Raw genomic sequence first — 13,117 nt, forward strand, 5'->3', positions numbered from 1 at the left:
TGATGCGTTTGAATCAGTTCTGAGCCGATACTCTCCATCGTGTCTGTTCCCCATCAAGATCTGTCTGTGACATTCCGATAGGGCTCATCAGGGCTGGTCCATATCAGCTGAATATCCTGGAGCGAAAGGCATGAACGAGATTGTCGTGTCGGTTCCGCCCGCGGCATCATTTTTATCGGTCGGACTTCCTCTAAAAATATCCCTTACGCTTGATCAGCAGAAGGTCATGCACGGCTCGACGCTTCTCGGCTGGAAGGATCACGCATGGCTCGTCTGCGAATGGCCGATTCAGCTTGGCCATGATCAGCTGGTCGCAGCTGGTACTCCGTGCACTATTAGTTATCTTCTTGACGGTAAGCTGGTCGGTTATCGCAGCGAAATACGCGATCTGATTACCTCGCCGGTGCCCCTGCTGTTCGTTGCGTTTCCAAAGGCGGTGGAAGAAATGCATTTGCGAAAACATCTCCGCGTATCGACCAATGAGCCGGTCTTGCTGATACGAGCGGATTTCGACAACGCGTCCGAGTCCGCATTGCCCACCAGCAACTATTTCGGCGGCTTGCTGAAAGATCTCAGCCAGGGGGGATGCAGTGTGGTGCTGGTGCGAAGACCAGCCTGGCTGTGCCCAGGAGCAACAGTCCGACTTGAATTCGAACTCCCCGGTCTCGGACATATTACAAACCTCACGGGTGTCGTGAAGAATACCGACATGCGGGAGGGCAGTGAGATGATCGGCATCGAGTTTCGATTCAACGAACTCGAGTACATCGAATATCGTGGGTGGGGCGGATCCGTCCGGCAGGCAGTCGAGCATTGCGTCTTCCAGAAGGCCAGCGCCTCTTTTGTTGTCCCGTAGCCCTGTACTCCGTAGCCTCGCCAAGTGATCCCTCTTTCCTCTGCACCAGGCAAATATTGCCTCGTATGAAAGTTGCGGTGAATGTCCCACCCTCGAATCGGGCGATTTTCATCGCGTCACAGCAATAACGGCTGGCACAGGACTTGGAGTGCACTCAGAGCGCATCGGCTGGACTGCGGGTGTACGAGCCGGGGCTGAGTCAATCGGCTGCGGAGCGGGGTGTGCGATGTCATGAGCCGGCAACACTGCGCCGATCTGTGAGGAATCGATGGACAGCGATAATTTCTACATCAACCTGTTCGTGAAGGCACCGCACTGGTCCACGCCTGAGCCGAACTCTGATGAAGCCGCGCGCTGGAGCAAGATCGCGGCTTTCTTGGAGTATATCTTGCGCCGTGTGCGGCAGCAGGAGCCGAACAAGCAGCTCAGAATGTTGGATATCGGGTGTGGCCGCGGGTGGCTCACCAATCTCGCTGCGGCATATGGCTTCTGTGAGGGTATTGAGCCGGTCGCAGGCGTCGTCGAGCATGCGCGCAAGCTGTTTCCCCATCTTCGGTTCGAAGGAGGGACGGCGGAGAACGTCTTGAGGCGGACCGACTTCGAGCCGTACGACGTTGTGCTCACGTCGGAGGTCATTGAGCATGTTCCGCATGGGCAAAAAGAAGGGTTTCTCGCGCAACTGGCCAAACTGCTTAAGCCGGAGGGCTATCTCGTCCTTACGACACCGAGGGGTGAAATGTGGGAACAGTGGAAGACGGTTTCACCGCCCAATCAACCAGTGGAAGACTGGGTGACCGAAGAGCAGCTGCGGGCACTGTTTGCATCGCAGGGATTCATAGCATTGGGGTTTGACCGCGTCCATGTCGAAGTGCCGAATCTTCGGTTTGTCCCGGCCCCGACACCAGCCGACTTGCGCTCCATGAACCTGCTCCCCATCTATCAAGTGTGGTGCTGCCGCCGACCCGCCGGTCAATGTCCCATTCCCTTTACCCTGCCACCGAAGGTGTCCATCATTGTCCCGACATACAATCGCCCCGATCGTCTCCGGATGGCGCTCGCGAGCCTGGCTGCGCAGACGTATCAGGACTTCGAAGTCATCGTCGTCAACGATGCGGGCTGTGACGTGGGGTTCGTCATCGCAGCCTGCACCGATCGACATCGAATCACAGCCATCACCCATGATCGAAACCGCGGTTTGGCTGCAGCCCGCAACAGCGGACTCCGTGCGGCGAAGGGCGCCTACATCGCCTATCTTGATGACGATGATCGCTATCTTCCCCATCATCTTGAGACTCTTGTCGACTATCTGGATTGTCGTGAATGCCGTGTCGCGTACACCGACGCCTGGCGAGTGCAGGAGCGGCAGACCGACGGCGAGTATGTCGAGACCGGACGCGATGTCCCGTACTCCTATGAATTCAGGCCGGCGGATTTGCTGGTCTCCAACTACTTTCCGGTTCTCTGCGTGATGCACGATCGAGCCTGTCTCGATGAGGTGGGCCTGTTCGATGAATCTCTCTTCGCTCATGAAGATTGGGATCTCTGGATCCGCATGGCGACTCGATTCCCGTTTAAACACCTGCCGGTCAGGACGGCCGAGTTTACCTGGCGGAGTGATGGCACATCCATGTCGAGCGGGACCAGGGCGACCTATCGTCGCACCACTGAAATCATTTATCGAAAATACGCGCCCTACGCAGAACAGATTGTCGGCGTCCGGGAAGCCCAGCAGCGGCATCTCGAAAATCTCCAATCGTCGATGCCGGTGAAGCCATACGTCTGCTCCATCATCATCCCGGTATGGAACAAGGTGGAACTGACCAGGCAATGTCTGACAGCGCTAGCCTCCAATGCGACCGATATCCCGTTCGAAGTGATCGTCGTCGACAATGGGTCCACGGATGGGACAGGGGAGTTTTTAGGGGAGATCAAGGGAGATGTGCAAATCCTCAGAAACGATCAGAACCTCGGGTTTGCCAAGGCGTGCAATCAAGGGGCTCGGGCGGCTCGCGGTAAATACCTGGTGTTCCTGAACAACGATACGATCCCTCAACCGCACTGGCTCAAGCCGTTGGTCAGCGAAGTGGATGAGCATCCTGAAGTTGGGGTAGTGGGCAGCAAACTGCTCTTCGCGGACGGATCCGTCCAGCATGCGGGGGTGGTCTTCATGCGGTCACATCGGAGTGCCTATCACATCCATCGGACCTTCGCGAGTAACGCTTCTGCGGTGAATCAGCGGCGCGAGTTCCAGGCGGTTACTGCGGCTTGCATGCTCGTGCGTCGTGAGATCTTTGATGAGGTACAGGGATTCGACGAAGGTTTCATCAATGGTTTCGAAGATGTGGATCTCTGTCTGAAGGTTCGGGGAAAGGGGTACCAGGTGATCTACCAACCCCGCAGCGTGTTGTATCACTTGGAAAGCCAAACTCCTGGTCGAAAAGAGCACGAGGTGCATAACAGCCGTCGGCTCCAAGAACGGTGGGGCGATCATTGGTGGCTGGGGGACGAGGATCTCCACTATCACAGGGACGGGTTTAAATTGGTCGGCGGTTCTCAAGACGCAGAATTTGCAACACAATTGAAACCGATGGGAGATATACGCGATCGGGCGGCTTGGGCTCATGTCGCGGCCGCGCAAGCGGCTGCGCTGAAGCAAGATTGGCCGGCTGTCAAACGTGAACTCCGATTGGTGGACCACTGGCCGGATGACCGATTCGTGCTGTCCTGGGGCGCCATGGTGGCCGAGCGGATGAAAGAGCCGGTCCTACGGGTCCGGTTCCTCTCGCGCTATTTGGCGTTGGTTGATGCGCCTAGCGAGCGACTCGCGCTGATCCGTACGTTGGTCGAACAGAAGAACTTGGTGGATGCACAGGAACACCTCCGGATCCTGCTTGAGTCTTCCCCGGATCATGCGGAAGGACTGTTGATGAAAGGCATTCTGTGCATGCAGCGAGAACAATATGAGCAAGCGGAGCGCTCGTTCGCTTCGGCAATGCGGGAGGGAGCGGATCGCAGGAAATGTCTGATGGGGGTGGGAATGGCGGCAATGGGAAGGGCTTACACGCAAGGAGCCTGGGAGCGGTTTCTTGAGGTGCTGGACGAAAACCCCGACGATGCCGAGGCGATCCACTGGCTGCTCCGTGCCGGCACGGCACAAAACCGTTGGCCGGAGTTGGGTGAGCAACTGCATCGATATGTGACGAGAAATCCCGGTGACGTAGCCGTGCGATTTGCCTTCGCCAGCGTGTTGCTGAGGGGTGAACGGGTCGAAGCGGCTCGGCGGGAATATGATGCGCTTCAGGCGCTTGCACCAGGTTACGATGGGTTGGACCAACTCGGCCAGGCGATTGCAGGAAAACAAGCCGAGATCCTGACGGAAGCCGCCCATTGATTCGCCATCTCGTTCAGGCTGAGGGGTGTGAAAGCCAGGACCTGAAAGAACCCCTCAATCGGTTCAGATCGCGCAAGTGACATGGGAAGGATGCCACGCGCGCTAGTCATACAATTAGCGAGACTGGGAGATCTCCTGCAATCGCTGCCGGCGATCACCGGGCTCCGCATCCGTCATCCCGAGACGCAAGTAGATCTGCTCTGTCCGTCTCATCTTATCGAAGTGGGACGTCTGCTGCCGGGTATCGAGAAAGTCCTCGCGTGGGATGGAGCGGCCTGGCAGCGACGTACGATGGCCGCCCAGCAGAATTTGCGAGCGGAGCATCTTGTGGAGGTCGATACAACGTTGATGGGATTGGCGCCGGACCGGTACGACTATGGCTATGTTCTCAATCAACATCATCGGGCCCTTGTGGCGGCTTCTTTGCTTGCTCGGGAAGTGAAGGGACCATTTCTGTACGGACCGCTCAGCGAGGTGTTGACACCGTGGGCAACCTACATTCGCGATGTGGCGCAGCGGCGCTTGGGACAACGCGTTCACCTGGCTGATGCCTTCTGCGGGCTCTGCGGAGTCTCTCCGCCAGGGTCCGTCGTCCTGCTCGATCCTCCGACCGTCCGATTGCCTGAGGATTTGGAACCCATCGGCAAACACGCTGCTCCGTGGATTGCGCTCATCGTAGGAGCCGGGGAGACCGAGCGGTTTGTACCCACGGAAGTGTGGCGTCGGTTGATGACCTCATTTCTTTCATGCATGCCGCAAGGCCGTGTCGTACTTGTCGGGACAGAGTGCGAACGGGCCGCAGAGATTCAAGCGCCGCTGCCTCCGTCGGCTCTAGGTCGAATTTGGGACACGACGGGTCGCACCTCGCTGTCGCAGCTTGCTGCCATTCTTGCTCGCTGCCATCGAGTCGTCGGTTCGGACACAGGTCCCCTGCATCTCGCTGCGGCGCTCGGCAGGCCGGTGATCGGTTGGTATTTTGCGCGGGCACGGGTCCATGAGACGGGACCGTACGGTTTCCATCATGTCGTATGGCAGGCCGAAAAAATGAGGGGTGAGATCTGGCCGGTCGACGAAACCATCGCCGCGATGTGTCAGCAGGGGCACCATGCGCCGGTCGGCTGGAGTGTATGGACGAGCCACTGCGATGCATGGGGCGCCTATTATACGCCGGCCGGCCAATCGGCCGTTCCACCGCGCGAACGTGAAGCGCTCTGGCAGGAACTGGAGCCTGCCCTCTCATGAACTATCTGATGCAGAATCTCGAAGGCCTTCGTAAGCGGTATCCAGCGCTTGCCCAGAATACGCAGGAGAACGCTGGTGGTCTGCTGACTGTCGTGCCTTCACGAGAAGGGAGTCCATCGGCTACGCATGAAGGACGGTGGATTCACAGCGGATACGATCCGCGTCAAGAAGCCCAAGCGTGGGCCAAAGCTCAATTGCTCGAATGGAAGGCCGGCGAGCTCGGGGTCGTGCTCGGTGTCGGCTTGCTCTATCACGTCGAAGCGTTGGTCGCTCTCAAGCCGCAAGGGGCGATGCTGACGGTTGTCGTGCCCAATGTGGCAGAGCTCAAAGACGCCGTCTCGACGAGGCCTATGACGGCCTGGGTCCACAGGGTCGAATGGCTGTGGGGAACGCCTGCGGCGATGGCAGAGGAGTTGGCCGCAAAGTCGGAGCCGCTCCGGTTCATGACGTATGGACCGGCTGCCCGTCTACACGCCGACGCTCATCGCGATTTGGAAGCGGGGCTCCGACGGATGGTTTCGGCCAAGCAGACCGGCCGACTTCATGTTGCAGTCGTGGGGCCGATCTACGGCGGCTCGCTCCCGGTCGCTCACCACACGGTCGCAGCACTGGAATCGCTGGGCCATCGGGTCAGCTGGCTGGATCAAAGTCCCCATCGGATAAGCTACGAAACATTCGGGGGTTATCACGAGCCTCGCCATCGCCTCACAATGCAAGGCCGGTTTGCCGACGTGCTGAGTTTAGGCGTTGTCACGCACCTTGCCGAAGATCCGCCGGATCTTGTGTTGGCGCTTGCCCAGGCACCGATGAATCTCGCGGTGCTCGAGCATCTGCGCAAGAAGAAATTTCTCACCGCGATGTGGTTCGTTGAAAACTACCGGCATCTGACCTACTGGCAGCAATTGGCCGGCGGGTATGACTATTGGTTCGTCATCCAGCAAGCCTCGTGCTTTGAATCGCTGAAGCGGGCGGGAGCGCGCCACGTCAGCTATCTGCCGATGGCGGCTGATCCAGCCGTTCATCGTCCACTGATACTCACGACAGCCGAACAGGACGAGTACGGTGCGGATGTGTCGTTTGTCGGAGCCGGTTACGCGAATCGGCGCACGTTGTTTCCCAGATGGTTATCGAATGATTGGTCTTTCAAGCTTTGGGGGAATGAATGGGAAGGCGCGGAGGGTCTCACCTCGCTGCTCCAACGCGGCGGTGCCCGCATCGATACTGAGACCTGCATCAAAGTCTTCAACGCCACGTCCGTCAACCTGAATCTTCATTCCTGTGCCGGTGACGGACTCGATCCGGAAGCGGACTTCGTCAATCCTCGGACGTTTGAATTGGCTGCTTGCGGTGCGTTTCAGCTGGTCGACGAGCGGTCACTCATGCCCGATCTTTTCGCCGCCAATGAGATGGTCCGGTTCACTGCGGTAGCTGAAGTCCCGTCGCTCATCCGTACTTGGCTCGAGAATGTGCCAGGACAACGCGCGATTGCTGAGGCCGCGCGTCGTCGCATGCTCGCGCAACACACGTACCAACATCGCATGAAGGAACTCTTGACTACGATCGGTGTGCATCAACCTGATCGAATAGGAGCCATTGTGCGTGGGGATCGCAACGCCGGCGCGTTGACGCAGCGTGAGAATGCACCACCTGAGCTTACGGCACTGCTTCGACTGTTTCCCCCTGGCCAACGCGTGGAGCTCAAGGATGTAGCAGCCCAGATCAAGGCGAAAGGTGCCGGTCGGGAACTGGCGCGAGAGGAGCTGCTGGTTCTGATGCTGGATAGTTATCGAGCAGAAACGAGAGATCTCGTATGACGCGGCAAGTCCTGATCATCAACATCACCCGGATGGGCGATCTCGTCCAGATGGGCACTCTGTTGTCACGTCTCCGTGACGAATGGCCCGGCGTGGCGGTAGATCTTGTGGTCGATCGACAATTCGCACCGGTGGTGTCCATGCTGAGTGGCTTGCGTGACATCATCGCCTATGACTTTCATGCTTTGATTGATGAGAGCCGGGTCTGCGCCAAAGATACCGTTGCACTCTATCGAGATGTGGCATCATGGGCCGACGATTTGCACAAGCGCCGCTACGATCGCATCATCAACCTCACGTTCAACCGATCCAGCGCGCTCCTGGCTGAATATGTCGGCGCGCACGATATCCGCGGTGCGCGGAGCGCTTGGGACGGCGGTACGGTCATCGACAATCCCTGGATGGTGTACTTTACAGATATTCATCAGATCCGCCGGATCAATCGATTCAACCTCGTCGACGTCTATGCAATGGCTGGGAGCAGGCCGGGCTCGTTTGCACCATTGTCTGTGACGACGCCGGCTGAAAATACAGAGTGGGCGAGGCGTTTTCTGTCGAGTCCGGGTGGGCAGGATGCCAAATGGATCGCGGTGCAAGCAGGGGCGAGCGATGTAATGAAGGCCTGGCGGCCACAGCATTTCGGCGTGGCGCTGGCCCGCTTCAGCAAGCATTGGGATGGCGGCATCCTGTTCATTGGATCGCCATCGGAACAGGACACGATCGCTCATGTCATCCGGACGTATCGAGAGGCGGGTGGGTGCAGCATAATCAAGAATGCTGCCGGGCAAACGACGTTGCCGCAGCTTGTCGCTCTCCTGGCGGACTGTAGGTTATTGCTCACAAACGACACAGGACCGATGCATTTGGCCGTTGGGGTGCAGACTCCGGTCATTGATCTGTCCGTCGGCCATGTGGATTTCCAGGAGACCGGTCCACACGGGCCAGGACATTGGGTTCTGCAGCCGGATCTGGCGTGCGCACCATGCGGTTTTGACCAGGTTTGTTCGCACCACGCTTGTAAGGATCGGCTGCCGATCGAAGTGGTCGACGGTGTCATGCAGCATGTGGTCGGGCAGGGACCGTTGCCCACGACTGGACCGGGCTATCGGTTGTACCGATCAGGCGTCGATGCGGATCAATTGGGTACTTTTGAACTCGTCTCCGGCCGTGAAGATGCAATAGAGTCCTGGTATGCGGCCTTCTGGCGCCGTCGCTGGTATGAGTCGTTCACCGGTCGGCCGAGCCGGCTGCCGGCACTCAACAGTCTTGCTCCGGACATCGACGAGGGATTGGCCTGTATGCGGACGATGATGCCGTTGCTTGACAGCCTCTGTCGACGGGCCGACCACATCGTCCGTCTCACCGGGCAAACGTCGCTTCCTGTCCAAGCCATTCAAGCGCTACAACGGGCACAAGCGGAGGAACGTCGGAAGGTGGCTCAGGCCGGTAGGGCGACGTGGGCCACAAAACCGCTGATCACGGCAGCGCTCCGTCTATTGCATCAGGACAATGTGCAAGGGCTGGGGCGAATGGCGAGGCATCACGCGGCGGTGTATCATCGCTGGCGCCGCGAGACGAAGGTCGTGGCCTCCTACGTCCTATCCGCGCGGGAAGCGGCCTCTCCGAGTTCAAGCACACCTGTGTCATACGCCGGAATCAAATGAGAGGAGACTGATCCATGCAGATCACGCTCGATCAAGACCATTGGGAAGTCGACGCGCCGCTGACGATGGAACATGTGCTGACGGAGCTCAGCGAACGCGCCCATGCTCGGGCTCGTATCGTCACCAAGCTGCAGCTCGACCATCGTACGATTACGGACCGTGACTTGGACCCTGTATTTCTCGCCGAATCGGTCGTGCGCTTTCGGCAGCTGACGGCGGTGTCACAGCCGATGCCGGATCTCATACGGGCCGCCGAAGGGTCCATCAGGAAATACGCAGAAACTCTCCGCACCGAGGGGACGGCCTTGCTCTCGCCGTTGAGATTCGGACCATTGCCGCTGTCCCCGCTCGACGCCTGGCTGGGACAGCTGGCAGACTATCTCGAGTTCGTAGATGGGGCTTCGGTCACTATGCAGGTAGAGACCGGAGTCTCCGCCGTGGCGCCTTGGGTTCAACAGCTGTTGGAGGCGCGGGCGGCTCGAGACGTGGTTCGTTTGGCGGATCTCTTGGAGTATGAAATCTTACCTCGGTTGGATATCCGATGGTGACAGCAGATTGCTGTCCATTGTCATCGGCTCAGTCACTTCGTGCTTGATTGATGAGCCACTCAAGTCCCTCTTGATTCAGCCGATAAGATACCAGACCCGCTCACAGAGATGAGCAGGCGCGCGCTTCTGCACGGATGCCGGAGGCGAAGGGGCTGATCAAGTTTTTGACTCAAGGAGGAAAGGGCTATGTCAATTATCGTCAACAACAATCCCGCATCCATTTCGGCCCAGCGCAATCTGGGTGTGAGTTCGGGGAGCTTGGCCCGATCGGTTGAGCGCCTGTCGTCCGGGCTCCGCATCACCCGCGCCGCCGACGACGCGGCCGGTCTCGGGCTATCCGAAACGTTGCGGGCGCACATTCGTAGCATCAATCAGGCCGTTAGGAACTCTTCGGACGGGATTAGCCTCACGCAGATCGCCGACGGAGCTGCTGCCACCATCGGCAATCTCATGGCTCGTCTGCGCGAGTTGGCCTCGCAATCATCCAGCGGCACGGTGGGCGCCACCGAACGATCGTACATCGATCAGGAGTTCGTGGCGCTGCGTTCGGAAATCGACCGCATTGCCCAGGTGACGGAGTTCAATGGACAAGCCTTGACCAGCGGCAGCACGATCAGTTTCACGATGCAGGTGGGTTTCAAGAGCGGCACCGGCAACACGTTAACGATGGACTTGAACCAACTGACGATCTCCGCGTTGGGTATCAGCAGCGTGAACGTGTCCACAGCGGCCAATGCACAGAGCGCGCTGAGCAACATCGACAGCGCCATCAGCGCCGTGGCGACCGCCCGTGCCGAGTATGGGTCGCTCCAGAATCGGTTCGAAGCCACGATCGCGAATCTGGAGGTTTCGAGTGAAAATCTCACGGCAGCCGAATCGCGGATCCGCGATGCAGATATCGCCTATGAAACCTCACAATTCACCAAGAACCAGGTTCTGGTGCAGACAGGTATCGCCGTGCTCGCGCAGGCGAATACGCTGCCGCAGCAGGCGCTGGCGTTACTCCGAGGGTAATTGATTATTGGGGCCGCGCCCGCGTTTCCTGAGCGGGCGCGACCTCGATAGATCAGTAGGGAGGCTGCCATGATACACAGCGTTGCGCCAAAGGCAGATCCTCGGGTGGACCGCGTTCATGAAGCGGAACTATCGGGTTCGGCCGGCCAGAAGTTGCGGGCGAAGAAAGGCGATTTGGACGGTCAGTCGACTTTCCAGGATGACCGTGCCAGGATCGATCGGGCGGCAACGAAGGTCAACGAGGTCCTGAGTCTGGCGGACCTGGGGCTCAAGATTGAAGTGGACGATGAAACGAAACGGGTAGTTGTGAAGGTGATTGAGCAGAAATCCGGTGAGGTGATTCGTCAGATTCCAGCTAAAGAGTTGCTGGAGTTGGAAAAGTACCTGTCCAGCCAGAAGGGGATCCTGCTGAGAGAACAGGCGTAGGATAATCGCGAGGAGCCTGCATGGCCACGATAAGTTTTGGCGGCCTGGGAAATGGACTGGACTTCGGCCAGGTTGTCGATCAATTGGTCAAGGCGTCGCGCATCCCCGTCGATCGGCTCAATGCCAAGAAGGGCGACCTGAATTCGAAATCGACCGACTATGCCACGCTGAACACGAAGTTGATCGCCCTTCAAAGCGCGGCCGACAAGGTGCGTCTACCTTCCAAGTTCGACCGCACCAGTGTGTCGGTCAGCGACACGACTGTGCTCACGGCAACGGGGTCGTCGTCGGCAGTTCAGGGAAGCTACACGGTCAAGGTCACGCAACTGGCGCAATCACACCAGATTACGAGCAAGGCGGCGAAGGCGGTTTCGTCCACGGCGACCGACATTGTGAGCGGCGGCTCGGGGACGTTCACCTTCCGCGTGGGCAGCGGCACGAATCAAACCGTCAGTCTGAGTGCGACTGAGACAATCGAAGATCTCAAAGCAGCCATCAATGATCTCGGTGCCGGCGTCACCGCGTCAATCGTGAACGCGGGGAGTGAGAGTTCTCCCGCCTACCGGCTGGCGCTGACCGCCACTAGTACCGGTGCCGCCAACGAGGTCACAATTGTCGCGGACAACACCGACCTCGATTTTCTGAACGGCAGCGGAACCGGAGGAACCGATACTCTGCAAGCGGCTCAGGACGCCGTGATCGTTGTGGGCGATCCCACTCTGAATCCGCTGACATTCCAACGAAGCAGCAACACTATTGCCGATGCCATTACCGATGTGACGTTGGCGCTGACTAAGACGACCGGCTCAAGTACGATCTTGGTGAATGTCTCACGGGATATGTCGGCCGTCCAAACCAACATTAAAGATCTGGCAACGGCGTACAATGAGGTGGTCAAGTTCATCAACGAGAGGACTACCTACGACATCACGACCAAAAAGGGTGGAATCTTTTTCAACGAACCCACTGTGCGGGCGGTGCTTAGCCAGGTGAGGACGGCACTCGCTTCTGTCGTGCCGGGATCGACCGCCTATGTTTCGGTGGGTGACATCGGGTTCAAAACGGAGCGCGACGGATCGGTGACTGTCGATGATGCCAAGCTGAATGCGGCGCTCAGTTCTAATTATACGGCCGTCAAGAATCTGTTCGTGAATCAAACGGGCAGCGCCGGAGTCGCCCAGCTCCTCAATGCAGCGGTGGATACGCTCGATGATATTGAATCAGGAGCGCTGACGCTCCGAAAACGAGGCCTCACCGACCAGATTTCGGATCTGACGGACGAGATTGCCCGGAAAGAAGATCTCATCACGGAGTATGAGGAACGCCTCCGCCGCCAGTACGCTGCGCTCGATGGGCTCCTTAGGCAAATGCAAAGCCAGATCGGTTTCCTTCAGTCTAATTCCTCACTCACGGGGAAAAATTAAGATCGTCCACGGAAGGGACCTATGCTCACTCAATACACGAACCAGTATCAGCAGACACAGGTGATGACCTCCTCCAGAGTCCAGGTCGTCGTGCTGCTCTACGACGCGGCCATCCAATCGATCGAACTGGCCAGGGGCGGGATTGAGTCGAACAATCTAAGGGAAAAAGGCCGATTCCTCGGACGAGCCATTTCCATCATCGGGGAGCTCAATAGTGTGCTCGATTTCGAACAAGGTGGTGAGATCGCGCATTCGCTGCACCGCCTCTACGAGTACATGCTCAGCGAACTGGTCACAGCCAATGCCCGAAACGATGCGCGCCGTCTCGATGGCCCGCTGCGTTGCATGACGACACTTCGTGAGGGGTGGCTTGAGATCGCGGCGCAACAGACTCGTATGGCAGGTGTACGATGAACTCCACGGGGGAAAATAGTCAAGACGTCGTTGCTCGGCTCACAGAGGCCGCTGCAGAGGCGGCTGAGATCGGACAATGGGACGTCGTTGCTCAATATTATCGCGAACGCGCTGACATCTTGTCGGCCATACAGACGCCGATTCGAGAGGCGAGCGATATGCTGAAGCTCGATGAACAGATCCGCGATCGTGTGCGTACTGCACAAGCCGTGTTGGTGTCTCTGTTGGGTGAGGCGGCGGCGACCAGGCAGCGACTTCAAGGTCTACATCAGCGACTTGAGGTGCAGGCTTCAGCTCCTGTGACCGTATCCGTGAAGGTGTAGC

The 13,117-nt window shown here is 58.3% G+C and carries 11 protein-coding genes; all 11 read left to right on the forward strand.

All coding sequences use genetic code 11. The annotated features are described in order from the left end of the window. Positions 1 to 130: 130 nt before the first annotated feature. Positions 131 to 856 carry a flagellar brake protein gene (locus tag P0120_12175; protein MDF0675074.1) on the forward strand — a complete coding sequence of 242 codons (726 nt, stop codon included), beginning with the start codon at positions 131 to 133 and terminating at the stop codon, positions 854 to 856. A 268-nt stretch (positions 857 to 1,124) separates the two neighbouring features. Beyond that, positions 1,125 to 4,247: a glycosyltransferase gene (locus tag P0120_12180; protein MDF0675075.1), complete on the forward strand. Its 3,123-nt coding sequence runs from the start codon at positions 1,125 to 1,127 to the stop codon at positions 4,245 to 4,247. 90 nt (positions 4,248 to 4,337) lie between these two features. Then, positions 4,338 to 5,489 carry a glycosyltransferase family 9 protein gene (locus P0120_12185; protein MDF0675076.1) on the forward strand — a complete coding sequence of 384 codons (1,152 nt, stop codon included), beginning with the start codon at positions 4,338 to 4,340 and terminating at the stop codon, positions 5,487 to 5,489. Continuing rightward, a complete protein-coding gene (locus P0120_12190; GenBank protein MDF0675077.1) occupies positions 5,486 to 7,303 on the forward strand; it encodes a glycosyltransferase in 1,818 nt (605 codons plus the stop codon). Before P0120_12185 ends, P0120_12190 begins: the two co-directional genes overlap by 4 nt. Further along, positions 7,300 to 8,967 carry a glycosyltransferase family 9 protein gene (locus P0120_12195; protein ID MDF0675078.1) on the forward strand — a complete coding sequence of 556 codons (1,668 nt, stop codon included), beginning with the start codon at positions 7,300 to 7,302 and terminating at the stop codon, positions 8,965 to 8,967. Before P0120_12190 ends, P0120_12195 begins: the two co-directional genes overlap by 4 nt. Before the next feature lie 14 nt (positions 8,968 to 8,981). Beyond that, positions 8,982 to 9,515, forward strand: a complete 534-nt coding sequence (locus P0120_12200) for a hypothetical protein (protein MDF0675079.1) — start codon at positions 8,982 to 8,984, stop codon at positions 9,513 to 9,515. A gap of 186 nt (positions 9,516 to 9,701) precedes the next feature. Further along, on the forward strand, positions 9,702 to 10,529 hold the full coding sequence (locus tag P0120_12205; GenBank protein ID MDF0675080.1) for a flagellin: 828 nt from the start codon (positions 9,702 to 9,704) through the stop codon (positions 10,527 to 10,529). Positions 10,530 to 10,598: 69 nt separating this feature from the next. After that, complete coding sequence (locus P0120_12210) at positions 10,599 to 10,955, forward strand: flagellar protein FlaG (protein MDF0675081.1); 357 nt, start codon at positions 10,599 to 10,601, stop codon at positions 10,953 to 10,955. Positions 10,956 to 10,975: 20 nt separating this feature from the next. Next, positions 10,976 to 12,379: a flagellar filament capping protein FliD gene (gene fliD / locus P0120_12215; GenBank protein MDF0675082.1), complete on the forward strand. Its 1,404-nt coding sequence runs from the start codon at positions 10,976 to 10,978 to the stop codon at positions 12,377 to 12,379. A 21-nt stretch (positions 12,380 to 12,400) separates the two neighbouring features. Then, on the forward strand, positions 12,401 to 12,793 hold the full coding sequence (gene fliS, locus P0120_12220) for a flagellar export chaperone FliS (protein ID MDF0675083.1): 393 nt from the start codon (positions 12,401 to 12,403) through the stop codon (positions 12,791 to 12,793). Continuing rightward, positions 12,790 to 13,116: a hypothetical protein gene (locus tag P0120_12225; protein ID MDF0675084.1), complete on the forward strand. Its 327-nt coding sequence runs from the start codon at positions 12,790 to 12,792 to the stop codon at positions 13,114 to 13,116. The genes fliS and P0120_12225 overlap by 4 nt, the downstream gene beginning before the upstream one ends. The last annotated feature ends 1 nt before the right edge of the window (position 13,117 follow it).

Origin of the sequence: Nitrospira sp. (genome assembly GCA_029194675.1) — a bacterium.
Taxonomy (GTDB): domain Bacteria; phylum Nitrospirota; class Nitrospiria; order Nitrospirales; family Nitrospiraceae; genus Nitrospira_D.